The organism is Halorubrum lipolyticum DSM 21995 (genome assembly GCF_000337375.1).
Taxonomy (GTDB): Archaea; Halobacteriota; Halobacteria; order Halobacteriales; family Haloferacaceae; genus Halorubrum; species Halorubrum lipolyticum.
Genome location: NZ_AOJG01000030.1, coordinates 116691 through 141157, shown reverse-complemented (window position 1 = coordinate 141157; position 24467 = coordinate 116691). Strand labels below are relative to the sequence as shown.

At 68.9% G+C, this 24467-nt stretch carries 25 protein-coding genes and 1 pseudogene; 10 read left to right on the top strand and 16 right to left on the bottom strand.

Annotated elements, in window-relative coordinates; translation table 11 throughout:
• The first annotated feature begins 2 nt into the window (after positions 1-2).
• Together C469_RS11150 and C469_RS11145 are read left to right on the top strand one after the other, a co-directional pair.
• Positions 3-719: an ABC transporter permease gene (locus C469_RS11150; RefSeq protein WP_147587288.1), complete on the top strand. Its 717-nt coding sequence runs from the start codon at positions 3-5 to the stop codon at positions 717-719.
• Positions 719-1471: an amino acid ABC transporter ATP-binding protein gene (locus tag C469_RS11145; protein ID WP_008006661.1), complete on the top strand. Its 753-nt coding sequence runs from the start codon at positions 719-721 to the stop codon at positions 1469-1471. The genes C469_RS11150 and C469_RS11145 overlap by 1 nt, the downstream gene beginning before the upstream one ends.
• A 386-nt stretch (positions 1472-1857) precedes the next feature.
• On the opposite strand, the gene C469_RS11140 is transcribed toward C469_RS11145, so the two are convergent.
• From C469_RS11140 to C469_RS11130, 3 genes are all read right to left on the bottom strand, one after another.
• Positions 1858-2409, bottom strand: coding sequence for an HIT family protein (locus C469_RS11140; RefSeq protein ID WP_008006660.1), 552 nt, complete (start codon positions 2407-2409; stop codon positions 1858-1860).
• Positions 2409-3317, bottom strand: coding sequence for a type II methionyl aminopeptidase (gene map / locus C469_RS11135; RefSeq protein ID WP_008006659.1), 909 nt, complete (start codon positions 3315-3317; stop codon positions 2409-2411). The genes C469_RS11140 and map overlap by 1 nt, the downstream gene beginning before the upstream one ends.
• A gap of 63 nt (positions 3318-3380) precedes the next feature.
• Entirely contained in the window at positions 3381-5672 is a 2292-nt protein-coding gene (locus C469_RS11130) for a histidine kinase N-terminal 7TM domain-containing protein (RefSeq protein WP_008006658.1), read from the bottom strand.
• 79 nt (positions 5673-5751) lie between these two features.
• On the opposite strand from C469_RS11130, the gene bcp reads away from it, so the two are divergent.
• Positions 5752-6219 (top strand): thioredoxin-dependent thiol peroxidase, encoded by a 468-nt coding sequence (gene bcp / locus C469_RS11125; protein ID WP_008006657.1) that lies wholly within the window; start codon positions 5752-5754, stop codon positions 6217-6219.
• Between the two features lie 97 nt (positions 6220-6316).
• Positions 6317-7141, top strand: a complete 825-nt coding sequence (locus tag C469_RS11120; RefSeq protein WP_241430012.1) for a hypothetical protein — start codon at positions 6317-6319, stop codon at positions 7139-7141.
• A 160-nt stretch (positions 7142-7301) separates the two neighbouring features.
• Here the strand turns inward: C469_RS11120 and C469_RS11115 are convergent, their stop codons facing one another.
• The 3 genes from C469_RS11115 to C469_RS11105 are packed head-to-tail and all read right to left on the bottom strand — an operon-like array spanning position 7302 to position 10668.
• Positions 7302-8228 (bottom strand): DMT family transporter, encoded by a 927-nt coding sequence (locus C469_RS11115; RefSeq protein WP_008006655.1) that lies wholly within the window; start codon positions 8226-8228, stop codon positions 7302-7304.
• A gap of 44 nt (positions 8229-8272) precedes the next feature.
• Entirely contained in the window at positions 8273-9319 is a 1047-nt protein-coding gene (gene idsA3, locus C469_RS11110; protein ID WP_008006654.1) for a geranylfarnesyl diphosphate synthase, read from the bottom strand.
• A complete protein-coding gene (locus C469_RS11105) occupies positions 9316-10668 on the bottom strand; it encodes a ribonuclease J (protein ID WP_008006652.1) in 1353 nt (450 codons plus the stop codon). The genes idsA3 and C469_RS11105 overlap by 4 nt, the downstream gene beginning before the upstream one ends.
• Positions 10669-10969: 301 nt before the next feature.
• Between C469_RS11105 and C469_RS11100 the strand changes: the two genes are divergently transcribed.
• From C469_RS11100 to C469_RS11090, 3 genes are all read left to right on the top strand, one after another.
• Positions 10970-11212, top strand: a complete 243-nt coding sequence (locus C469_RS11100) for an LSM domain-containing protein (protein ID WP_008006650.1) — start codon at positions 10970-10972, stop codon at positions 11210-11212.
• Positions 11209-11385, top strand: a complete 177-nt coding sequence (locus tag C469_RS11095; RefSeq protein WP_008006648.1) for a 50S ribosomal protein L37e — start codon at positions 11209-11211, stop codon at positions 11383-11385. The genes C469_RS11100 and C469_RS11095 overlap by 4 nt, the downstream gene beginning before the upstream one ends.
• Before the next feature lie 143 nt (positions 11386-11528).
• Complete coding sequence (locus tag C469_RS11090) at positions 11529-12560, top strand: LLM class flavin-dependent oxidoreductase (protein WP_008006645.1); 1032 nt, start codon at positions 11529-11531, stop codon at positions 12558-12560.
• 375 nt (positions 12561-12935) lie between these two features.
• Here the strand turns inward: C469_RS11090 and C469_RS11085 are convergent, their stop codons facing one another.
• The 4 genes and pseudogenes from C469_RS11085 to C469_RS11070 all read right to left on the bottom strand — a co-directional run bounded on the left by C469_RS11085 (position 12936) and on the right by C469_RS11070 (position 17038).
• On the bottom strand, positions 12936-13982 hold the full coding sequence (locus tag C469_RS11085) for a deoxyhypusine synthase (RefSeq protein ID WP_008006643.1): 1047 nt from the start codon (positions 13980-13982) through the stop codon (positions 12936-12938).
• Between the two features lie 39 nt (positions 13983-14021).
• On the bottom strand, positions 14022-14306 hold the full coding sequence (locus C469_RS11080; RefSeq protein ID WP_008006642.1) for a ubiquitin-like small modifier protein 1: 285 nt from the start codon (positions 14304-14306) through the stop codon (positions 14022-14024).
• A gap of 22 nt (positions 14307-14328) precedes the next feature.
• Entirely contained in the window at positions 14329-15699 is a 1371-nt protein-coding gene (locus C469_RS11075) for a cation:proton antiporter regulatory subunit (RefSeq protein ID WP_008006640.1), read from the bottom strand.
• A pseudogene (locus C469_RS11070) lies at positions 15696-17038 on the bottom strand (potassium channel family protein). The gene C469_RS11075 and the pseudogene C469_RS11070 overlap by 4 nt, the downstream one beginning before the upstream one ends.
• Positions 17039-17170: 132 nt before the next feature.
• Here C469_RS11070 and C469_RS11065 point away from each other — a divergent pair.
• Positions 17171-18370 carry an NAD-binding protein gene (locus tag C469_RS11065; RefSeq protein ID WP_008006638.1) on the top strand — a complete coding sequence of 400 codons (1200 nt, stop codon included), beginning with the start codon at positions 17171-17173 and terminating at the stop codon, positions 18368-18370.
• A 24-nt stretch (positions 18371-18394) separates the two neighbouring features.
• Here C469_RS11065 and C469_RS11060 read toward each other — a convergent pair whose 3' ends face one another.
• From C469_RS11060 to sdhC, 6 genes are all read right to left on the bottom strand, one after another.
• Positions 18395-19030, bottom strand: a complete 636-nt coding sequence (locus C469_RS11060) for a uracil-DNA glycosylase (protein ID WP_008006635.1) — start codon at positions 19028-19030, stop codon at positions 18395-18397.
• Between the two features lie 78 nt (positions 19031-19108).
• Complete coding sequence (locus tag C469_RS11055) at positions 19109-19336, bottom strand: hypothetical protein (RefSeq protein WP_008006633.1); 228 nt, start codon at positions 19334-19336, stop codon at positions 19109-19111.
• Positions 19337-19557: 221 nt separating this feature from the next.
• Positions 19558-21387 (bottom strand): FAD-binding protein, encoded by a 1830-nt coding sequence (locus tag C469_RS11050; RefSeq protein ID WP_008006632.1) that lies wholly within the window; start codon positions 21385-21387, stop codon positions 19558-19560.
• A 52-nt stretch (positions 21388-21439) separates the two neighbouring features.
• The gene (locus C469_RS11045; protein WP_008006630.1) at positions 21440-22330 is read right to left on the bottom strand and encodes a succinate dehydrogenase/fumarate reductase iron-sulfur subunit; all 891 of its coding nucleotides are present in this window, start codon (positions 22328-22330) and stop codon (positions 21440-21442) included.
• Positions 22331-22333: 3 nt separating this feature from the next.
• Positions 22334-22708 carry a succinate dehydrogenase subunit D gene (locus C469_RS11040; protein WP_008006627.1) on the bottom strand — a complete coding sequence of 125 codons (375 nt, stop codon included), beginning with the start codon at positions 22706-22708 and terminating at the stop codon, positions 22334-22336.
• A 1-nt stretch (position 22709) separates the two neighbouring features.
• Positions 22710-23138, bottom strand: coding sequence for a succinate dehydrogenase, cytochrome b556 subunit (gene sdhC, locus C469_RS11035; protein ID WP_008006626.1), 429 nt, complete (start codon positions 23136-23138; stop codon positions 22710-22712).
• 155 nt (positions 23139-23293) lie between these two features.
• Here sdhC and C469_RS11030 point away from each other — a divergent pair, with 155 nt between their 5' ends.
• Both C469_RS11030 and C469_RS11025 read left to right on the top strand, forming a co-directional pair.
• The gene (locus C469_RS11030) at positions 23294-23488 is read left to right on the top strand and encodes a cold-shock protein (RefSeq protein WP_004046659.1); all 195 of its coding nucleotides are present in this window, start codon (positions 23294-23296) and stop codon (positions 23486-23488) included.
• A gap of 134 nt (positions 23489-23622) precedes the next feature.
• Entirely contained in the window at positions 23623-24414 is a 792-nt protein-coding gene (locus C469_RS11025) for a TetR/AcrR family transcriptional regulator (protein WP_008006624.1), read from the top strand.
• Positions 24415-24467 lie beyond the last annotated feature (53 nt).

Here is a 24467-nt window from a genome sequence, read left to right as displayed (position 1 = left end):
GCGTGCCGATCGAACCAGTCGTCGGCCTGCTGCCCGGACTCCTCGATCTCCCGTTCAGGGACGGCTACGTCTCCAGTGTCATCTACGTCTCGCTGTACGTGAGCGTCACCGCCGTGGCGCTGAGCACGCTGTTCAGCGTGCCGGTCGCCGTCGCGGTCGGCTTCGCCGAGTTCCGGGGCAAGCGGTTCGTGAAGTCCGTCGTCAACACCGGGATGGGGTTCCCGAGCGTGGTCGTCGGCCTCCTCGTCCTCTTTGCGGTCTCCAATCAGGGACCGCTCGGCTCGCTGGACCTCGTCTTCACCAGGGAGGCGATGATCATGTCGCAGTTCGTGCTCGCGACGCCGCCGATCACGGCGATCACCCTCGCGGCCGTCTCCGGGGTGGACGACGGCGTCCGCGACGCCGCCCGCGCGCTCGGCGGCACGCGCCTCGACGCGGCGCTCGTCGTCCTGAAGGAGGCGAGATACGGGATCGCCACCGCGGTCCTGGCCGGCTTCGGCCGCGCCGTCAGCGAGGTCGGGTCCGTGCTCATCGTCGGCGGGAACATCACGGGCGCGGACGGGATCTCGAAGACCCGGACGCTGACGACCGCGATCCAGCTCGAGGCCCGTCAGGGGCAGTACGAGACCGCGATGATCCTCGGCGCCGTCCTCGTCGCGCTCGTGTTGACGGTCAACGCCGTGGTCGTTCACTTCGGCGACAGCGGGGTGACGCGGTGATGCTCCGGGCGACCGGCGTCTCGCAGTCGTTCGGCGGCGAGCGGGTGTTCGACGACCTCTCCGTCGCGGTCGACGCCGGCGAGGTCCTCGCCGTGATCGGCCCCTCCGGCGTCGGCAAGACGACGCTGCTCCGGACGCTCGCGCTCTCGCTCGAACCGGACGCGGGGACCGTCGCGCTCGGCGGCGCGGACGCGTGGGCCGCCGAGGAGGCCGACCGGCTCGCCCTGCGGCGGCGGGTCGGGATGGTCTTTCAGGAGGCGAGCCTCTTCGACGCCTCCGTGGCCCGCAACGTCGAGTACGGGCTCCGAGTCCGGAGTTCGTGGACCGACCGGATCGCCGCTGCGCTGGGGATCGCAGAGACCCCCGACGCCGTCCGCGAGTCGCTCGACGTCGTCGGGCTGACGGACGAGGCGGCCCAGCACGCCGACTCGCTGTCGGGCGGGGAGGCCCAGCGGGTGTCGTTCGCCCGCGCGCTGGCGTACGACCCGGACGTGCTGCTGCTCGACGAGCCCACCTCCGATCTGGACCCGCGGAACACCGCGGTCATCGAGGAAGCGATGGAGGAGGCCCGAAACAGGGGGATCGGCGTCGTCGTGGCGACCCACGACATGCATCAGGCCGAGCGCGTCGCGGACCGCGTCGCGGTGCTGCTCGACGACGGCGTCACGGAGGTCGGGCCGACGGAGCGGATCTTCGAGGACCCCTCGGACGAGCGCACCCGGAAGTTCATCTCGGGCGAGCTGGTGTACTGACGCGTACTTAGAGTACGTGAATCACTCTGACAGAGCGATTGTTTATAAGTGATTGAGTGGCGTCGCCGTCGGGTGTTTATATATGATCGACGACGCTGTACTGACGGCCTCCAAAGCCCCAGCCGTTCTCGGCTCCCACAGCTCGCTGTGGTCCTCGGTCGCTCCGCTCCCTGCGGTCCTTGCGTCGCTGGGGTTCGCCGAGAACGGCTGCCCCTTTGAGTCCCACCCCGACCGCAACCGCACCTCACGCCTCCCCAGCCTCGTCGGCCTCCCGTCGCTTCGCTCCGGTCGGCCGACTCCCTCGCGCGGCGCTCCTCGTGGCCTGTCGGCCACTCGGAGGCGCGCGCCACCGCACCGTTTGTTTATAAGCGATCGTCGCCACCGCCTCAGACGTCGAAGTCGAGCTCGACCGCCTCGCCGGCCTCGGCGTCACCGGAGTCGACCACGTCGTCGCCGGCGGCGAAGCCGGCGTGGAGGTGTCCGTAGGTGCGGTCGATCGCCTCCACGATCACCTTCGTGCCGCCGGTGACGGGCATGAAGTTCGTGTCGCCGTCCCACCGCGGGACGACGTGGGTGTGGAGGTGGTCGACCGAGCCGCCGGCCGCCGAGTCACCGAGGTTCTGCCCCGTGTTGACGCCGTCGGGGTCCACGTCGCGCCGCATCGCCGCGAGCGTTGCCGACTTCAGCTTCGCGTGGTCGAGCAGGGTCGCGTCGTCGAGGTCGGTCGGGTCCTCGTGATGTTCGTTCGGGATCACCATCGCGTGGCCGGGGTTGTACGGCGCGTTGTTCAGGAGGACGTAGTTGCGCTCGCTGCGGGCGACGATCCGCGACTCGCGGTCGTCCTCGCGCCCGGGCAGGACGCAGAACGGACAGCCGTCGATCGGGTCGGAATCGCGCTCGACCCACTCGATCCGCCACGGGGCGTAGATCCGGTCCATCAGCCGTCGAAGTCGTGGATGCCGGCTGTCGTGATCTCGACGCCGTCGTCGGTGACCAACAGGGTGTGCTCCGCCTGGCTCACGAGGGCGTCGTCGGCCTCCTTCAGGACGGGGTAGCCCTTGATCGCGTTCGCCTGCTTCAGCCGGCGCAGCGCCATCTCGACGCGGTCGCCCTCCAGCCACCGGGCCGCGAACGGGAGGTCGTCGAACGCCTCGATCTCTTCGAGGGCCTGCCGCGCGCGGCGGTCGCGGACGCTCGCGGTGCCCTGCCGCTCGAAGATCTCCTCGTCGGTCCCCTCGCCGACCTTCCCGCGGCCGTCGGTGGCGAACGGCTCGATCGCGACCGCCTGCCCGGGCTCTAACTCGACCGAGCGGTCGACGCCGCGGTTCGGGATCGTCGGGCCGGTGTGGGCGTCGTAGCGCTCGACGCCGTGCCCGGAGAGGTTCAGGACGGGCGTGTAGCCGTACCCGCGGATCACGTCCTCGATCGCCTGCCCGACGACGCCCACCTCGACGCCCGGCCCGGCCTCGTCGACCGCGGCCTCGAGCGCCATCTCCGCGGCCTCGACCAGCTCGGGAGTCCCCGTGTGGTCGACCGTGACCGCGGCGTCCGCGATGTAGCCGTCGACGTGGACCCCGACGTCGAGACACACCATCTCCTCGCCGAACTCAGTGTCGTCGTCGCGTCTCGGCGTCGCGTGGGAGGCCTCGGGGTCGACGCTGATGTTGACGGGGAACGCGAGCCCCGCGTCCCGCTCCCGGATGAAGTCCTCGGTCCACTCGGCGACCTCGAGGTGGGTCCGCCCCGGCTCGACCATCTCGCGGGCCTCGTTCATCGCTTCGACCAACACCGCGCCGGCCTCCCGGTAGCTCTCGACCGCGTCGTCGTCCAGGGATCCGTGGCTCATGCCACCGGGTTCGGCGACCGACCGCAAAGAGGTTGCGGAGGGCGCTCGCGGACCCGCACCGCGTCAGGGCGTGGGGTCGCGGTCCGGCCTCGGACCGGCGCCCACGGCCGGCTCCGTGGCGCTCTCGGTTTCCGTCGTCTCACTTCCTTCCGTCCCCTCCTCTCCTTCCTCCGCCTCCCCTCTTTCCGCTCTCTCCCCCCCTTCCCCCGCCTCACCACCGGCCGCCGGGAGCCAGATCGTGATCAGGGTCCCGGTCGGCTCCCGGGTGTGGATCTCCAGCTCGCCGCCGGACTCGGTGACGATCCAGTGGACGAGCCAGAGGCCGAGCCCGCTCGCGTGTTCGAGCGCCGTCTCGCGGGCCTCCGAGAACACGCTCCGCTCGACCGGCGGGATGCCCGGCCCGTTGTCCGCGACGGCGACTCGGTAGCCCCCGTCGTTCGGATCGACGGCCACCTCGACGATCGGCTGGTCCCCGTCGTTGTGGACGACCGCGTTCTCCAGCACGTTCCGGATCGCCGACTCCAACAGCTCGTCTGCGCACACCACCGCGTCGTCCGGCGCCGACACGGTCACCGTCGCCTCTGGGAACGACGACTCGAGCGACTCGCAGAGCCGCGTGACGAGTTCCGACAGGTCGATCTCGGCGCGCGCGGCGTCGCTGTGGAGCGCCACGTCGATCTCGCGGGCCTGGTCGCTGAGATGGGTCAGCGTCTCCACCTTCCGGTCGATGACGTCGAGGTAGTCGTCGCCCTCGTCGTCGACGTGGTCGCGCAGGAGGTCCGCGTACCCGCCGATGACGTTCGTGTCGTTCTTCAGGTCGTGTCGGAGGACCCGGTTGAGGACCTGGAGCCGCTGTTCGTACCGCCGGCCCTCGGTCACGTCGGTGGCGGTTATCACCACTTCCTCGGTGTCCTCGAACAGGCGTTCGACCACCGTCTCGAACTGGCGCCAGCTCCCGTCCGCGTGGGCGATCCGGTGGTCGAGCGCCTGCGGGCCGCCGGTGTCGAAGGCCCGCTCGAACGCGCGCTGGGCCTCCCGACGGTCGTCCGGGTGGACCAGATCGATGACCGGTCGCCCCTCGATCGCCGCGGGCGCGTGACCGAGCAGCCGCTCTATCGACGGACTCACGTACCTGAGCAGGCCGTCGGTCCCGCAGACGGCGATGACGTTCGGCGACTTCTCGATGAGTGCGCGGTAGCGGCGCTGGAGCGTCTCGCGCTCGGTGACGTCGCGGAAGAGGAGGACGGTTCCGCCCGCGGTGGACTCCGCCGCGGAGCCGGTGCGAGGCCCGAGCCCGGAGCCGAAGCCGAGTCCGGAGCCGAACCCCCCTCCCGTCGCGGCGATCGAATGGGCGGCGACCGTCAGGAAGCGGGGGTCGGAGCCGGCGTCGACGGTCACTCTGAGGTCGGCGTCCGGCTCCGCCCCGGGGACGCGGCCGGAGCGGTCCCCGCCGCCGTCCCCCGCCGACGGTACGAGGTCGACCACGGCCGGCGCGCGCTCGAACGCCTCCTCGACGCCGCACCCGACCGCCGCGGACGGGAACAGCCGCCGCGCCGGCCGGTTCAGATCGACGACCCGGCCGTCGGCGTCGACGACGACGACGCCGTCGGAGAGGTTCGCGAACACCGCGTCGCGGGCGATCGGCGAGAGGTCGAGGAGCCGGTGTCGGAACACGACCCAGCCGAGCAGCACGGAGGTGACCGCGAACGTGACCGGCGTGAGGTCGACGAACAGGGGGCCGATCAGTCCCCAGATCCCCGCGACGCCGACGGCCATCGGCGCGACGCCGGCGACGAACAGCAGCGTGGACTGCCGGCGGAACACGCCGTCGCGGGCGAGCGCGGCGGAGCCGAGCACGCCGAAGGTGAACAGGTTCACGCCGTAGCTGTACGCCATGAATCCGATGAGTGCCGGCGTCGGCAGGTACTCCATAACGAGGTAACCGTTCGCCCCGTCCAGCGACGGGGAAGCATAAAAGAGCGGGTCGGTGCCGACGAGGAGGACGCCGCCGACGGTGGCGGCGGGGACGAGACACAGGGTGGCGATGCGACGGGGTCGGAGCCACGCCGTCCAGCCGACGTACGCGAACACGAATGCGGGCCAGGCGACGGCGAGCGCCGCGATCCCGACCCAGACGAGGCGGTTCCACAGCAGGGTCGCGTCGAGCGTCGTCGCCGACAGCTGCGCCGCGTACGCCAGCGACCAGACCCCGCTAGCAACCGTGACGGCCACGAAACTCCCCACGAGCGGCACCTCCCCTCGCGTTCGGTTTCGGACCGCGTACGCGGCGAAAAAGAACGACGCGAGCGCCGCCACGAGCAACGGGGCCGTGTACGGCGTCGGTTGCCACTCCATCGATACCGGGTGGATGTCGGTAGCGGGTAAAAAGGAACCGGACCGAACGTCCTAATACCGGTGCGAAACCACGGGACGTATGCTCGAACCGGGCGATCCCGCACCCGCGATCACGCTGTTCGACCAGCACGGCGACGCCGTCACCGTCGACCCCGCCGCGGCGCGCTACACGGTCGTCTACTTCTACCCCCGCGCCGACACGCCGGGGTGCACGACCGAAGCCTGCGGCTTCCGCGACGAGTGGGACGCCTTCGAGGGCGCCGACGTCGCGGTCGTCGGGATCAGCGATGACCCCGTCGACGACCTCGAGCCGTTCGCCGAGGAGTACGACCTCCCGTTCACGCTGCTCTCGGACCCCGACGGCGAGGTCGCGAGCGACTACGACTCCTACGGCGAGAAGCAGATGTTCGGGAACACCTTCGACGGCGTGTTCCGGAACACGTACGTGATCGACTCGGACGGGACCGTCGCGCTCGCGTACGAGGGGGTCTCCCCCGAGGACCACGCGGCCGAGATCATCGACGATATCGGCGCGCTGGACGGCTGACTTGGTGTCGAGAATTCACCCGACGTGGACACATTATGTTGTGTAGTCTTGTGTCAAGTACCACTAACTATATATACATGTCAATTGTTTAAGTTGCATGGCTCCAGAGATAGCAAACCGACGGAAGTTCCTGCAGATGGGCGGTCTCGCGGTCGGTGCGACGATGCTTCCTTTGTCTGCGGCAGGCGTACAGGCAAAAAATCCCAACGCCGTGTTCGATCTCAACTTCAGCGACGCCGCTGACGCAGCGGACAACACGGGTACGAGTGCTGGGTGGGTCGTTGACCGACAAGCCCCCGAAGCGTGGACGGCCGACGCAGGACGACTCCGCATCGACATCGACAAAACTGGAGATACGAGCGGATTCTACGCGTATCAGGGGAAGAAGTACCAAGATGCAGACGGCACGTACTGGAACGCAGGCACCGGCTCCCGCCTCTCGTACCGTTTCTACATCGACCCGGCGTGGGAAGACGACGACGAAGCGCACGAGTCCGGCGTTTGGCCCGTCCTTGGCAATGCGGACGGGGACATCAGTGCCTACCCGATCCTCGCGTATCAGGACAGCGACGCGAGCGACACGGGAGACGCCCGGTTCCGCACCTACGTCTACGAGGCCGACGAAGACGGCGACGTCCAGGAAGCCAAGTGGATCGACCTCGGGCTCCCGAAGAAACTCGGCATCGACCCCGACGAGGGCGGCTGGGTCGACATCGAAGGCCAACTCCAGAGCTTCAGAGACGGGGCCGCACTCAAGTGGCGCATCAACAACAAACTGGTCGCCGACGAACGAGGGTACAACGTCTTCTCCCCAAGCACCCAGTACCTCGAATTCATCGTCAACAGCGTCAACTTCGGGAACGACGCGACGTACTACTACGACGACTTCACCGTCACCACTCCCGGATCCGCGCCAAAATAACTGAGACGGGCTGTGATGCCGTAATACGCGCCCTGTATCTCGAACGGCTATCGGGACGCCTCTCTGCGCCGACAGACCTCTCGGTGGTCGATCCGCACTCGTTAGCTACCGGCGACTTCAGAGCCGAGACTTCCTTGAGAACCGGTTTTCAGCCTATGATTTAAAGTAATCCGGCGATCCGAGAGAGCAGCTGCGGCACCCCCGTGGCGATCGCGCGCCGCTTGAGGAGGCCGAACCCAACGACGATGACGGCGAAGCCGGCGACCGTCAGCGCCGTCACCGGCTCGGCGAGCAGGACTGCGCCCGTCACCGTCGCGACCACGGGGACGACGTACGAGACGAGGTTGATCTCGAAGGGGCCCAGCCGGTCGAGCAGGGTGAAGTAGATGACGTACGCGACCGCCGAGGCCAACACGCCGAGGAACAGCAGCGACCCGATGGCCGGCAGCGCGGTCGACGGGAGCCGCTGCGGCTCGCCGAGCCCGAGGCTGAACCCGTGGATCAGCAGCGCGCCGAACAGCATCGCCCACCCGGTGAGCGCGACGCTCGAGAAGCTCGTCTCCACCGTGCGGAGCCCGACGCTGCCGACCGCGACCGCGATCACGCCGACCGAGATGAGTCCGACGCCGACCGTGACGCCGCCGGCGAGGTTCGCCGGGTCCGGTTGGGCGACGAGCCCGACGCCGACGAACGCCAACACCACGCCGAGCCCGCCGCGCGCGTCGAGGTCCGAGTCGCCGATCCACGCGGCCGCGACCGCCGCGGTCGCGATGGGAACGAGGCTGTAGGTGATCGAGGCGATCCCGCTCGTCGTGTACTGCTGGCCGACGAACAGCAGGGAGTTGTTGACGGCAACGGAGAGGCCGCCGCTGAACCCGATCGCCGCCGCGTCGCCGCGGGTCCGCGGGAGCGGGGCGGCCTCCGTCACCAAGACGTACGTCACGAGTACCAGCGCGGCCAGATCGAACCGATAGGCGGCGTACAGCACCGGCGGGTAGTAGTCGAGCCCGACCTCGATGGCGACGAAGGAAGCCCCCCAGAGCAGCGCGAGCGCGAAGAACAGCGCGACGTCTCGGTACCTGGACACGATCGGAGAGTGCGGCTCCGGAAGTATAGCGGTGTCCGTTTCGGTTAGTAGCCGCGGACGATCAGGTAGTCGGCGAGGTCGGCCAGCAGCTCGCGGGACCCGCCCTCGGGGAGGATTTCGAGGTGTTCTTTCGACCGCTCAGTGAGGTCCTCGGCCGTCTCGCGGGCGTACGCGATCGAGCCGACCGCCTCTAAGGCCGCCACCGCGTCGTCGATGGCCTCCTCCGTCACCTCGGCCGGCGTGTCGGCGTCGACCAGGCCGTCGACGTCGACCCCCTGCTGGCGGGCGTGGAGGGTGATCAGGGTCTCCTTCCCCTCGACGAGGTCGGAGCCGCGCTGCTTGCCCAAGTCTTCGGAGGGGACGGTCAGATCGAGCACGTCGTCCTGGATCTGGAACGCCCGCCCCGAGTCGATCCCGTACTGGTAGAGGGCGTCGACGACCTCCTCGTCCGCGCCGAGCAGGAGGGCCGGCGTCGCGGCCGAGGCGCCGTAGAGGACGGCGGTCTTCAGCTCGACCATCTCCAGGTACTCCTCCGGGAGGATGTCGTCGCGCGACTCGAAGGCGACGTCGAGCGCCTGCCCCTCGCAGATCTCCGTGCAGGTGGACGCGAGCATGCGCATCGCCTCCAGCCCGTTCTGCGGGTCCGCGCCGGTCTCCGTCATGAACTCGAACGCCTTCGAGTAGAGCGTGTCCCCGGCGAGGATCGCGGTCGAGGTGTCGTACTTCTCGTGGACGGCCGGGACGCCGCGTCGGAGCTCGTCCTCGTCCATGATGTCGTCGTGGATCAGCGTGAACGACTGGATCACCTCGATCGCGACCGCGGCGCGCATCACGTCGACGGTGTTGCCGTCGAGGGCGGCGAACTCGCGGAAGTCGGCGCCCATCGGATCGACGCCGGTCACCGCCTCCGCGGCCAGCGTCGTCACGGTCGGGCGAAGCCGCTTTCCGCCCGCTTCGAGGATGTACCGCGTCGCCTCGTAGAGCCGCTCCGGGTGCTGTACCGGCAGCTCCTCGTCGATAGCGGCGTTGACGAGGTCACGCCGCTCGCGGATGGCCTCCAGCACCCGCGCCTCCTTCGTCTCGCTCGTCATTCGACGAGTTGGATGACGCTCCCGTTCTGCGTGACGTGGACGTCACGTCCGAGCTTGTACCCCTGCGACTTCGCGAGGTCGACGTACGGCGAGCGCCCCTTCAGCGTCTGGTGGCCGGGAATGACGTGCTGGGGCTGGAGCGCGTCCAGCATCTCGTAGTGGCCCTCCTCGCGGAGGTGCCCGGAGACGTGGATGTCGTCGTAGAGGCGCGCGCCCTGCATCCGGAGGAGCTGTTCCGACTGGTACCGCTGCCCCTCGTTGGTCGGCTCCGGAATGATGCTCGCGCTGAAGACGACCTTGTCGCCGTCGTCGATTTCGTACGGGGTCTCGCCGCGACCCATGCGGGTCAGCATCGCGCGCGGCTCGCCCTGGTGACCCGTCACGATGGGGAGGAAGTTGCCCTTCCCCTCCTTCATGATGCGCTTGAACGCGCGGTCGACCGACTTCCGGTGACCGTACATGCCGATGTCGCCCTGGAAGTCGACGAAGTCGAGCCGTTCCGCGGTGCCCGAGTACTTCTCCATCGAGCGACCGAGCAGGACCGGCTGGCGCCCGATCTCGCGGGCGTACTCGACGAGGGTCTTCACGCGGGCGATGTGGGAGGAGAACGTCGTGGCGACGATCCCGCCCGAGTAGTCCTCCATCGACGTGAACGTGTCCTCGACGTGTTTCTTCGCGTACGACTCGGAGGGCGTCCGACCCTTCCGACCGGCGTTCGTACAGTCCTCGATGTAACAGAGGACGCCCTCGTCCTGCCGCCCGATCTCGCGGAAGCGGTCCATGTCGATCGGGTCGCCGATGACGGGGTCGTGGTCCAGCCGCTTGTCGAGGCCGTAGACGACCGCTCCCTCGGGCGTGTGGAGGACCGGGTTGATCGCGTCGATGATCGAGTGCGTGACGTTGACGAACTCCATCTCGACCTGCTCGGAGTCGCCGATGGCCATCGTCCCGCCCGCCTTCATTTTCACGAGGTCGTTGTCGACCTGGAACTTCCCCTCGTCGTCGATCTGCTGTTTGACCAGCTCGATCGTGTACGGCGAGCCGACGATCGGCGCGTCGTACCGGTGGGCGAGCTTCGGGATGCCCGCGATGTGGTCGAGGTGACCGTGGGTGGGGACGATCGCCTGGACGTCGCCCTCCAGCTCGCTCATGACGCGGTCGTCCGGGATCGCGCCCATGTCGATCAGGTCGAGGCTGTGCATGCTCTCGGTCTCCACGTTGTCGTGGATGAGGACCTTACTGAGGTTCAGGCCCATGTCGAAGATGACGATGTCCTCGCCCGCTCGGACCGCCGTCATCTGTCGACCGACCTCTTCGTAACCGCCGAGTGTCGCAATTTCGATTTCCATGATTTGGTGGTGTCGAACGCCGTGGTGGGCGTCCATCACTGAAACCCCGCAAGGAGCCGTCAGCGCTACGTTCGTCCGCGCGTCGTTGAGGCCCCGCTACGGCCGAGCCGACGTCGACTCACCGTGTCCCGCGGGAGTGTGGTGTTTCGGCGTACAGCAGCGCGTCTTAAAAACACCCGGGTTCGAGCGCGTCCGCGGCGGCTCTCGGCACGACTCACGCGAGCACAGCCCGCGATGAGAACTGACGAGCCACCTCAGCGTCCCGGTATTTTTATTAGTGCGACGGGCGGCGATACGGACAATGAGTGGACGACCCCTCGACGTGCTCGAAGCGTCGCTCGAGGAGCCGGTGACGGTACACCTGAAGGACGGAACGACCTACTACGGCGTCCTCGCCGGCTACGACCAGCACATGAACGTCGTTATCGAGCCGGAGTCCGACGTGGACGACCGCGTCGACGACGATCTCGACGGCGAGTTCGCGGTCGCGATCGAAGACACAACGATTATACGCGGCGATAACGTCGTCACCATCAAAGCATGACCGGCTCCGGAACGCCCTCTCAGGGGAAGAAGAACAAGACGGTTCACGTGAAGTGCCGCCGCTGCGGCGAGAAATCCTACCACGTCAAGAAGGAGCGCTGCGCCTCGTGCGGCTTCGGCGACTCGGCCTCCCGCCGCGACTACGCCTGGCAGTCGAAGTCCGGCGACAACTGACGACCGCGTTCTCTCTTTCGACGCTTTCGTTTCTCGGTTCACCAGCCGTCGCTCCGACGCCGCTTCGCCGCCTCCCGCTTCCGGTCCCCCGGCGCGACCGCCGGGAGCCCAACCGTTAACGCCCGGGATCGCCGACGGCGAGTATGGACCTCTCCATCGTCGACCTCTCGCCGGTCCCCGCGGGCGGGACCGCAGCCGACGCGTACGCGAACACGGTCGCGGCCGCGGAGCAGGCCGAGCGGCTGGGCTACTCGCGGTTCTGGGTCGCCGAACACCACGGGATGGGAGATCACCTCGCTGGGACGACCCCGGAAGTGTTGCTCGGGCGGCTCGCGGGCGCGACGGAGGAGATTCGGATCGGCTCCGGCGCCGTCCTGCTCAACCACTACAGCCCGTACAAGGTCGCGGAGGCGTTCGGCACGCTCGACGGGCTCGCGCCGGGGCGGATCGACGCCGGCCTCGGTCGGGCGAACGGCTCGCCGGCCTCGGACCGCGCGCTCGGCACGGACCGCCGCGTCGAGAACCCCGACGAGGACCACGAGGAGCGCATCCGCGCGGTCGTGAGCCACCTCTCCGACGCCTTCCCGGAGGATCACCCGTACGCCGACCTGACGGTCCCGAGCTCCGGTTCGGAGCCGCCGGTTCCGTGGGTGCTCGGATCCAGCCCGTCGAGCGCGGCGATCGCCGGCGAACTCGGCGCGCGGTTCTGCTTCGCGGCGTTCATCCGTCCCGGGCTCGCCGAGCGCGCCTTCGAGACCTACCGCGACCGCTTCGAGCCCACGGCGCTCGGGGACGGCCCCGAGGAGCCGTACGGGATGGTCGCGCTCAACGCGGTCGCCGCCGAGACGGACGCGGCCGCGGCCCGTCGGCGTGCGCCCGCGGAGGCGACGTTCAAGCGGATGCAGCGCGGCGTGGTGGGGTCGATCCCCTCCGTCGAGGAGTCGATCGCGGAGCTCGGCGGCGCCCCCGAGCCGACGCCAGCGACCCTCGGCGACGACGAGTGGCCGCGAGCGATCTCGGGGAGTCCGGAGACGATCGAGGGCCTGCTCGAACAGCTCGCGGACCGGGTCGGCGCCGACGAGGTGATGATCCAGCACGCGGTGCCGGACCACGACGACGCGCTGGAGTCGCACGCGTTGTTGGCGGAGGCGATGGATCTGGACTCGCGAGCGTAGGTCGTGTCGGGTCGAGGAGTCGTCTCGCTCCCGTGATTACCGTTTATAACTGGGTGACGACGACTGAACGGTGACCACCGCCGAAGCCCAAGCGGGTCTCTTAAAACTGGTCGCTGGCGGCACCGCCGTCGGCGACTGCCCGTTGACTCTCGCCCGCACAGCACCGCTCCGCACCTCACGCCTCCCCAGCCTCGTCGGCGCGGCGTTTTTAAACCCCGCGCCGACTCCCTCGCGCGTGCGGTCGCCGGACTACGTCCGGCTGCCAGCGGGACCTTCGGTCCCTCGCTGTTCGCGGCGTTCGGCCGCTCGCCGGCACGCGCCACTGCAGATCGGTTTATAACTACTGACGAGCTAGCGGTTGACGAGCTAGCGGTCCTACTCCACGCGCTCGCGGGCCGCGGCGATCAGCATCGGCAGCATGACGGTCGCGTCGCCGTAGACGGAGGCGTTGCGCGCGTCCTTCTCCAGTTTCCCCCACGATCGGGCCTCTTCGAGGGTGGCGCCCGAGAGCCCGCCGGTCGCCTCGGGGTCCATCGTGATCTGGACCGCGTAGTCGTAGGCGCGAGGGGTGACGAGCATCGTCTGGAGCGTGAAGTTCTTCGGGACGCCGCCGCCGACGAGCAGGCAGCCGGCGTCGTCGGCGTCGAACGCGAGGTCCGTCAGCTCCGTCATGTCGTCTAAGGCGTCGAGCGTGAAGTCGGCCGTTTGCGCGTACATCCAGGCTTGGAGTCCGAGCACGGAGTCCTGTACGGCGGGGCAGTAGACGGGCACGTCGCAGTCGGAGGCCGCGGCGGCGACGCCGGGGTCCTCGGCCACGTCGTCGCGCTCGTTGACCGCGGCGTTGGCGCGGCCGAGCTCCCGGGTGAGGTCCGCGATGGAGACGGGACCGTCGCCCGCCAGTTCCGGAAACACCTCCTCGCGCAGGTGCCCCTCGAAGGCGGCGAAGTGCTCCTGCGGGAGGTAGACGTTGTAGATGCGGTCGACGCCCTCGTCGCGGAGGCCCTCGTCGTGCTCGCGGAGGCTCTTCTCCGGGTCGTGGGTCCGCCCGTGGTGGTGTTTCCCGCCGATCGCCTCGATGGCGTCGTGGGTGAGGTTCGCGCCCGTGGTCACCAGGGCGTCGACGTAGCCGTCGCGGATGAGGTCGGAGACGATCCGGCGCATCCCAGCGGGGACCATCGCGCCCGCCAGCGAGAGGAACACGGTACAGTCGTCGTTCGCGAACATCTCCGCGAGCACGTCGCCCGCCTCGTTGACAGACGCCGCGCCGATCCCCGCGTCGCCGTATCCCTCGACCAGCTCTCCGACGGTCATATCGGCGGTCGCGCGGGTGTGTCCGACCGGGTCCTCGTGGAACTCCTCGCGCGCCGGATCGCCCCCGGCGTCTTCCGACTCGTGCCCGCCGTCAGCATCGCTGTCGCTCATAGCGAGAGGTGCGGCGCGCGACCGTTTGAAACGACCGATCTACCGCCCGACGGCGCCACCGCTCACGGGGGGGAACAGCGCCAGCTCGTCGCCGGCCTCGAGCGTCGCGTCCAGCCCGCCGTCGTGGCGGACGTTCCCGCCGTTCCGGAGGACGTTGATGTGGTCCGCCACCTCGCCGTCGTCGAGCACCCGGTCGCGGAGCTCCGGATGCGTCTCCAACAGCGCGTCGAGCGCGTCGCCGACCGTGTCGCCCGGCTCCGCCGCCACGTCGATCTCGCGTCCGCCGGCGATCTCCGCGAGGTCGGCGAACAGCTTCCACTCCATACGCGATCCCCGCGCGGGCGACTCAAGAGCGTTGCGCCCGATCGGCGTCATCGGGGGTGTCGGTCTCGTCACCGTCGTCAGCCGTGTCGCCGTCAGAGGCGACCGCGTCGTCGGCGCCGTCGTCAGCCGTGTCGTCGTCGAGGTCGTCCGGAGTACCCGCCTCGTCGCGAACGGCGCGTTCCCCGTCGCGATCGCCATCCTCGCCTCCGGCCGACGGCGTCGCGTCCGCTCCCGCCGCTGCGGCCGCCTCGAACCGGCGGATCGCGTCGGGGCGCCCGACGAGGTACACGAGGTCGCCGGCGCCGAATACGTACGCGCGCCGGGGGATCGGCTGGACGGATCCCCCCTTCGGACGGACCGCGGCGACGACGGTGCGCACCCCTCCGACGGTGCTGCCCGCGAGGTCGCTCCCCGCCTCGACGGTCACGGACGCCATCGTCTCGTCCGCGGTCCGCAGCAGCGAGGCGAACTCGCGGTCCGCCTGCGGCTCCGCGGGGAGCGTCACGGTCCGGTACCCCTCCTCGTCGGTCAGGCGCTCCGCGTCCGACTCGTCGAGCGCGACCGTGACGGCGTCGCCCGCGACCCCGCGAAGCTCGCCGGTCGCGACGCGCTTCGGCTCCGGGTCGTCCCGCCACAGCTGGACCGTGTCGCCGACGGTGGCGTTGTTCGGGGGGTCCGTAGCGACCGCGACCGCCGCCGACCCGGGAGCGAGCGTCGGCCCGAGCCCGGCTGCGCGGGAGCCGACCGCGAAGTACTCGACCGTCCCGTCGGCGTCGAGGTCGATGTCGACGTAACCGACGCCGTACTCCTCTTTGAGCCGAGTGACGAGCCGCTCGCGGAGCTCCTCGTCCGAGAGCTTCCGCGGGAAGAGGAGGGTCGTCTCGGCGAGCTCGTCCTTCTTCTCCGGCGAGACGGGATCGTACGTGTCCATGTCGCCGATCTCGTCGGCCGGCGGGAGCGTCACCGCCGTGAACCGGCCCACCGCGCGCACGACGCCGCTCAGCTCGCCTTCGAGCTGCTTGGCCCCGGAGAGCGCGAACACGTCGACTGCGAGCCGATCGCCCGCGTACCGGCCGACGGGCGCCATCACCGCCGCGACCCCGAGCGAGACGAGGTTGAAGAACACGCTCTCGGGCGCTAACAGCGCCGGGTTGTCGCCGATCGCGACCGACCCCAGCGAGGTCGTGTTGAGGTACAGCGCGACGACGGCGACGCCGAGCAGGCCGGTCACTCCCTCGGGGATCTCCGTGCGGAAGTACCAGCGGTAGGCGAGCGAGGCGCTCCCCGCGACGAGCACGGCGAGGACGCCGAACGTGACGAGGGTGACCGCCGCCTGTCGCGGTCGCGCGAAGCCGACGTCGACGGCGGTAGCGACGACGGCTGCGGCGGTCACGCGGCCACCTCCTCGAACCGGTCCAGCGCGTCGCGGCTCCCGACGACGAACAGCTCGTCGCCCGCCGACAGGGACTGCGTCCCGCTCGGCGCGATCGTCCACGAGTCGTGGCGCGCCGCGAGGACCGCCACGTCGTACGCCTCGCGGACCTCGACCTCGCCGATCGTGCGCCCGTCCAACGGCCCGCCGGCGACGACCGACACCTTCCGGAACCGCTTCCCGGTCCGCCGCAACAGCGCCGTGAGCTCGTACTCGCGGCGGGTTCCCCGCGACAGCACCAGCACGCGCCCCCGGTCGGCGCGCAGGAGCGCCGTCGCCTCGGACCGGTCGAGAGCGACCGTCACCCGTCCCTCGCCGCCGGTCGTCGTGGGCGCCGTCGTCGCGGGGGGAGATGCGACGGCGTCCTCTCCGCCGTCGGTCCGGAGGTCGTCGTCCGGCTCCGCGCCGTCGCCGTCGGCGGGTGCGGCCGCCGCGCCGGCTCCCGGTTCCGGCTCCCCGCTCGACCGGGCGGCGATCACGGCACCCTCGACGGTGAGGTCCGGCGTGATCACGCGGACCACGTCGCCGCGGGCGATCCCGGTCGGGACGAGCGCCGACACCGACACCGCGCGCTTCCCGGCCGGGACCCGCTTCGAGAGCGCCCCGGTCGGCGGTGCGGCGGACACCGTCGCGCGCGCCCGCTCGTCGATCCGGACCGACACGTCGGCCAGGTCGAGCTCGGTCTGTAACCGCTCGGCGAACCGCTCTTCCAGCTCCGCGAGCGGGAGGTCGGCCGGGAACGCCCAGTCGCCGTCGAGGATCGCCCGGCGCGTCTCGGCCGGCAGCGGCGGGTACCCCTCCATGTCGCCGACCTCGCCGGTCACCTCGACGGAGACCCNATGTGTATAAGAGACAGGGCCGGCAGCGGCGGGTACCCCTCCATGTCGCCGACCTCGCCGGTCACCTCGACGGAGACCCGTCCCCGGCCGCCGACGAGCTCGATCACGTCGGTCGAGAGCGTCCGGTCCCGGAGCTGCTTGAGCGAGATCCGCTTGGGGACGCTGGCGCCGAGCCGGTCCCCCTGGGCGTGGGCGTACATCGAGAGCATCAACACCACGACGATCGCCGTGAGGATCGCCGGCGCCCGCTCCGACGACCGGATGGTCTCGTCGTTGAGCGCGAGCAGGCCGCCGTTGACGCCGGCGATCGCGAGCGACAGCACGACGACCCCGAGCCCGGGGATCGTCACGTCGGTGACGTACTTGAACACGAACCCGAGCACCCCAGCCACCAGCGCAGGGACGATACCGGTGATGACGCCGAGGTAGACTCCGAAGACGATCTCGACGGGCAGTGACATACGCCCCTCAACCGGCGGCGGGTTTAAACGTGTGTCGACGCCGGGTACCGGTCGTCAGACGCGGGATCGCGCGAACGGACCGGCGTCGGCTTCGCTCGCGGGGTTTAAGTTCGCCGTCGGCGACCACCTCGCATGGAGCTGACCCGCGATTGGGTGACCGTCCGAGCGTCCATTCTCCTGACGTTCGCGGTCGCGGTGCTGTCGATCCTCGCCGGGCTCGCTCAGATCGGCGGGCTCGGCGTCGACGGCCCGCTCTCCCCGTACGTGCCCGCGGTCGTCCGTCAGACCGTTGGGTTCACCGGAACCATCACCGGATTCGCGATGTTCGGGAGCGGCTTCGCGCTCCGGAGCGGCTACCGCGTCGGCTGGTACTCCACGGCGGTTCTGCTCCCGTTGACCGCCCTCCAGGGGCTGATGCAGGCGTCGGTGCTGTCGTTCCCCTTAGTGGCGCTGTCGGTCTTGTCGTTGCCCGCACTCGCGTACAACCGCGGGCGGTTCGACAGGACGTACTCGCCGTCACCGACCCAGCTCGCCGCCGGGGCGGCGCTCGTGACGGCCGTCTCGTACGGGACGGTCGGGACGTACACGCTCCGCGACCAGTTCAACGGCGTCGAGACCATCGTCGACGCGTTCTACTTCACCGTCGTCACCGCCTCTACGGTCGGCTACGGAGACGTGACACCGCAGACCGGGGCGGCCGCCGACATCGCGCAGCTGTTCGTGCTCTCCTCGCTCGTGATGAACGTCGCCGCGTTCGCGGTGGCGCTCGGCGTCCTCCTCACGCCCGCCATCGAGGCGCAGCTCTCCAAGGCGCTCGGAAAAATGACTGACAGACAGATAGACCTCCTCGACGACCACGTCCTCGTGCTCGGATACGGGGACCTGACGGAACCGATTCTCGAAGAACTCGACGCCCGTGACGGGACGGAGTACGCCGTCGTGACGACCGACCAGACCGCCGCCCAGCGGCTCTCCGACCACGACGTACCGGTGCTCGTCGCCGACCCCAGCGACGTGGAGCCGCTCGAACGGGTCAACCTCGAGGGCGCCCGGGCGGTCGTCGTCGCGACCGAGGACGACGCGCGCGACGCCCTCGCGATCCTCACCGCCAGACAGCTCAATCCCAACGTGCGTATCGTCGCGGCGGTGACCCAGCGGGAGAACATCAACAAGCTCCGCCGGGCCGGCGCGGACCAGGTCATCTCGCCGACGACGCTCGGCGGGCACATCCTCATCGACTGCGCGTTCGGCGCGGACAGCGGCGACGCGACGACCGACCTCCTCGGCGACGCGATCGACGACGTGGAAGAGCTCGACGACCCGGCCGACTGACTCCCCGACTGCGGACGAGTCCCCTCACCGGCTCCGCCGTCCCTTCGTCTGCCGGTAGTCCCGGCTCAGCACGTTCTCGCGCATGTGTTCCCGGAACGCGTCGGCCTCGGCGTCGGTCATCTCGGCCGGCTCCTTCATCGGCACCAGCTCGAAGCCGCGTCCCCGGATCGTCGTCGCGTGCTCAGCGTCGACGTCGAAGGAGTCCGGCCGCCGGGTGGTGTACTCGACCGCGAGCTCGCGGAGCGGTCGCTCGCCGACGGGTACGATGATCTGCGGGTTGATCATCCTGATCTCCGCGTTGAGGAACGGCTCGCAGGTCTCGACCTCCCGGTCGGTCGGCTCGCGCTCGGGGTGTCGACACCGCGTCAGGTTCGTGAAGAAGGCGTTCTGCACGTCGGGCTCCGCCGCGTCCGGCGCCGACCGGACGAACCCGAGGTCGGCGAAGATCGACTGCACCCGCTCGCCGGCGCCCGCACCGGTGAAGGGGACGCCGTTGGCCTCGGCGGCCGCGCTCGGGCGCGTGCCGACGACGAGGAACTCGCCGCCCACGTCGCCGTAGCCGTGAACGACGCGGTCGCGGGGACCGCACAGCTCGGGACAGTTCTCGCACTCGGTGTCCATCCCGAACGGGTTCCGGAACTCTGTCTGGTTCGCGTCCACGACCCCACTGCGTTCCGCGGGCTGGTAAACGCTCCGCTGGCGGGAGCGGCGACTACCGAGAACGGAGCTGTCAGACCGTCAGTTCAGCGCGTAGGTGTCGCCGTCGCAGTCGACCATGCCCTCCTTCCGGAGAGTCTTCAGGATGCTGTACAGCGAGAGCTTCTTCATGCCGAGCGAGTCGCCCATCTCCGAGACGGTCGCGTCGCCCTTCGTCGTCAGGTACAGGTAGACGAGCTTCGCGCGGGGAGACTGCAGCTCCGGCGGGAGGGCCGGCGCCGCGGTGCGTGCGGTCTGTGTCTCTAACATCTTGTCCGATACAATACCTTCGACGATAATAAACCCCCTTTTCAACGATCGTCGAAACAACGTCGATGGGTGAGAGCGGGCCGAAAACGCCTGAAACGCGTCGAAGCGCGACCGACGACGGTGACGCCGTCGGCGTCCCGACCGGGGGACTCCCGCCGAGTTTCGACCGACGACGGATAGGAGACCGTGAACGATCCGGATCGATCGTGGTCGTTTCCCGTTCAGTACGACCGGCTCTTCGGCTCGTACGTCTTGTTCTCCCCTTCGAGGATCGTCGGCTTGTACCAGAGTTCGGGTTCGCCGTCGTTCCACGAGATGAGCGTGTGTTTCAGCCACTCCTCGTCTTTCCGCTCTTGGTGCTCCTTCCGCCAGTGGGCGCCGCGGAACTCCTCACGCGCGAGCGCGCCCATCGTGAGCGCCTCGGCGATGTCGAGGATGTTTCGGGTTTCCATCGTGTGGATGAGGTCCGTGTTGAACGTCCGAGACGGGTCCGAGACGGCCACGTCCTTGTACGCCTCTCGGGCCTCGCGGAGGTCGCCGAGCGTCTCTCCGAGCCGGCCCTCCTCGCGGAACACGTTGACGTTGTCGGTCATCGTCTGCTGGACCTTCGAGCGGATCTCGGCGTGGTTCCGGCCCTTCCGCGAGAGCAGTTCCTCGACGCGGGCCTTCGCGCGTTCGACCTCGGCCTCGAGCACGCCGTCGGGGTCCGTCGCCACCGCGCCGCCGTCGGCCGCGGCCGGCCCCTGGCCGCCGACCTCGCCGACCTCGACCTCGAACTCGTAGTCGGCGGGCTGCCAGTCGCCCTGTTTCCCGGTCGTGATCTCGGCCTCGCCCATCTCCTCGCCGGCGGCGTGGCGCCCGGCACGCTTGCCGAAGACGATCAGCTCGGGCAGAGCGTTGCCGCCGAGGCGGTTCGCGCCGTGGACCGACGCGCAGGCGCACTCGCCGGCGGCGTAGAGGCCGCCGATGACGGTCTCGCCGAACTCGTTCGTCTCGATGCCGCCCATCGCGTAGTGCTGCCCGGGCTTGACCGGCATCGGCTCCGTGAGCCCGTCGGCGCCCTCGAAGTCCTCCGCGAGGTGAAGGATGTTCTCCAGCCGGTCGAGGATGCGCTCCTCGCCGAGGTGGCGCATGTCGAGGTGGACGTACTCGTCCTCGATGCCGCGCCCCTCGTTGACCTCGGTCAGCTCGGCGCGGGAGACCACGTCGCGGGAGGCGAGCTCGCCGTCGTTGTTCGCGTAGCCGTGCTCGAACATGAAGCGCTCGCCCTTCTCGTTGTAGAGGATGCCGCCCTCACCGCGGACCCCCTCGGAGATGAGAACGCCCGTCGACGGCAGCGTCGTCGGGTGGAACTGGATGAACTCCATGTCCTCCATCGGGACGCCCGCGCGGTACGCCATCGCGACGCCGTCGCCGGTGTTCGCGACCGCGTTGGTGGTGTGGTCGAACACCTGTCCCATCCCGCCGGTCGCGAGGATGACGCCGTTCTCGGCGCGGAAGCCGCTGACCTCGCCGCTCTGGATGTCGTAGGCGACGACGCCGTGGCAGGTCCGATCGGCCGGGTCGTCCTCGTCGGTGACGGCGAGCTCCATCACGTGCCACTCGTCGTACACCGTGATCCCGCGTTTGACCACCTGCTCGTACATCGTGTGGAGCATCTGGTGGCCGGTCTCGGCGCCCGCGTACGTGGTCCGGGGGAACGAGAGCCCGCCGAACGGTCGCTGAGAGACGCGCCCGTCGTCCTCGCGGGAGAACGGCATCCCCCAGTGTTCGAGTTGGATGACCTCTTCCGGGCTCTCCTGACAGAGGGCCTCGACCGCCGGGGCGTCCCCGAGGTAGTCGGAGCCCTTCATCGTGTCGTAGGCGTGGTCCTGCCACGAGTCGGCGTCGCGAAGCGCCGCGTTGATTCCGCCCTCGGCCGCGCCCGTGTGCGATCGGACCGGATGGAGCTTCGAGACGATGGCCACGTCGGCCCCCGCTTCCTGTGCCGCGATCGCCGCCCGGAGTCCCGCCCCCCCGGCGCCGACAACGATTACGTCGTGTTCGTGCATTGTGATATGGTGTTTTGTTGGTTCCGAATGCCCTTGAGCGTGTCCACCGCGCTCACCAGAACTTCAGGTTGTTCTTGACCGCTTCCCGCTTCAGCTCCTGGATGTGCTCGGTGAGCGGGATGTCCTTCGGGCACACCTCGGTACAGGAGAACTGGGTCTGGCACCGCCAGACGCCGTGTTCCTGCTCGATGATCTCCAGCCGCTTCTGTTTCATGTCCTCGCCCTCGCGCTCGTCCATCGCGAACCGGTAGGCCTTGTTGATCGCGGCGGGACCGAGGTACTCGTTGTCGCCGGCGGCGATGTTACACGACGACATACACGCGCTACACCAGATACACCGGGTCGACATCTTGATCTTCTCGCGGTTCTCCCGCGTCTGTCGCTGCTCCTCCAGCTCGCCGTCGGGATACTCGTTCGTCTGGAAGTACGGCTCAACGGCCTCCATCTGGTCATAGAAGTGCTCGAGGTCGACGACGAGGTCCTTCCGAACCTCGGCGTGCGGGAGCGGCTCCACCCGGATCGGTTCTTCGAGATCCGATATCTGGGTCTTACACGCCAGCTTCTGGCCGCCGTTGACGAACATCGCGTCGGAGCCGCAGACCGCCTGCCGGCAGGAGTGCCGGAACGTGAGCGAGGAGTCGTACGTGTCCCGCGAGTACATCAGCGCGTCGAGGACGGTCATCCCCTTCGTGAACGGGACGTGGAACGTGTCGAACCGGGGCTCCTGTTTCCCCTCGATCTCGGGGTCGTACCGGAACACCTTCAGCTCGACCGTCTCTTCGTCGGCGGCGGCCTTCTCGGCCTCCTCCGCCTGCCGGCGCGCGCGCTCCTCGGCGGCGCGCCGTCGCTTCTCGTCTCGACGCTCGTCGCCTTTCGAAGGCGCCTCCGCCTCGGCGTCGGTGTCGCTCGATTCGTCCGTCTGTTTCGGTATCTGCGTACTCATAGTTCAGAGAAGCGGGAAACCGCCCGCCCATGCGTTCGCCGTCCGAATCCCCTGGAACAGCAGCACGACGCTCGCGGCCACGAGCGACCACTTGACGACCGTGCGTTTGGTGCCGGTGAGTCCCTGGTTGACGAGGGCGTTGTACACGCCGTTGACCCCGTGGAACGTCGCCGTGACGAGGAACAGCACCATCAGCGAGTAGTAGCTCAGCTGCTCCATCCGCGCCGAGCTGGCCGCGAGCGTGACCTCGTCGGCGTGGTGAACGAAGTGGAGCAGGAAGAAGTGGAACGCTAACACGACGAGCAGGAACGCCGCCGTGACGCGCTGGAGCAACCACATCCGACCGCCGGAGTTGAACGAGGAGTAACGCTCAGCCATCTCAGAACGCCCCCGCGATGAAGGTCGGAACTGACGCGACGGTGATCGCTCCGGTCAGGATTAGCGACGCGTAGAAGCTCTTGTCCTGTGCCTCCAGCCCGACGCCGAGGTCGACGAGGAGGAGCCGAGTGCCGTTGAGCATGTGGAAGACGGCGACCGCGAGCAGGCCGACCTCCAAGATACGCACTAAGAGCAGCCCTTCCAGGCTGACGATCGTCCCCGTGAACACGTCCGTCTGTGACCCCTGGAACATCATCGTCGCGCCGTCGGCTGCCGGGATGGCGGTACTCAACACGGCGATGTGCGTGAACAGATAGCCGATGAGCACCCACCCCGTGAATTTATGAAAGATCCAGGCCCACATCCCCGCTTGGAACTCCCGCCAGCGGCTGAAGTCCTCGATGAGGCCTCGATTGTACGACTGACTCATACCTAACGGTTCCGCACCGGGGTCGTATAGTAGTTACTAACACGGCGGGATCCACCCCGACAGATCCCCCTCCCGCGTCCGGGTATGACCCGTCTTGGCACGCCCGTCTCGCTCACGGAAGCCTTTTATGTACTCCTCCCGCTGTTACGGACGCAATGGCGAAAGGCGAAGTTGACTTCTTCAACGACACTGGCGGCTACGGATTTATCGAGACTGATGACGCGGACGAGGACGTGTTCTTCCACATGGAGGACGTCGGCGGCCCGGACCTCGAAGAGGGTCAGGAAGTCGAGTTCGACATCGAGGAAGCGGACAAGGGTCCGCGCGCGACGAACGTCACCCGCCTGTAACTCCGGCGACGACGTTCACGGGTGTATCGGCTTTTCGACTGTTCTACGCGCTGAGCGGCCGCTCTGTCCGACGTAGCGACCGATCGTTCTCCGACCGATAGGGATTTACCGATCGCTGACTGACCGGTCAGTCAATGACCGACGAGCCGAGCGCGGCCGACGAGATCATGGACGGGGTCTATCGCGCGCTCCGCTCCCACGGCTACGCCGACGTGACGATGCAGGACATCGCCGACGAGTGCTCGAAGAGCAAGTCGCTGCTCCACTACCACTACGACACGAAGGAGGAGCTGCTCGTCGCCTTCCTCGACCACGTCATCAGCGACTCGGAGCGCCGGATCGCGGCCCACGCGGACGATCCGCCGGCCGAGCGGCTCGCGGGGTTCATCGGGTGGTTCGTCTTCGAGCCCGAGGCGGTCGACCGCGAGGCGTTCCACATCGCGCTCCTCGAACTCCGCACGCAGGGGCCGTTCAACGAGCCGATCCGTCGACAGCTCGCCCGGAGCGATCGGCTGCTCCGCGGCACCGTCGTCGACATCCTCGAGTCCGGCATCGAGGCGGGGGTCTTCCGCGACGTCGACGTCGAGGAGACGGCGGCGCTGCTGGTCGCGACGCTCGACGGCGCGCGGACGCGGCAGATCACGCTGAGTCGAGGCGCGAAAGACACCGTCGACGGCGACGGTTCGGACGTAGAGGGCTCGGACGTAGAGGGCTCGGACGCGGACGGTTCGGGTCACGAGCCGGGGGACGGCGGGCTCGGAGCCCTCGACGTCGTCGACCGCCCCGAACCGACGTACACGCGGGCCGTCGCCGAGGCGACGCTCCGCCGGATCGTCGAACCGCTGCTCGCCGAGGGCGTGGCGCTCCCGTCGCTCGAAGCGGGGATCGCGGAGATGACGCCCGGTGACGGGGACGTGAGCGAATGACCGGCGACTCGGTGCGGCGGGCGTTGACCGCCCCCGTCGCCGCCGCGACGAAC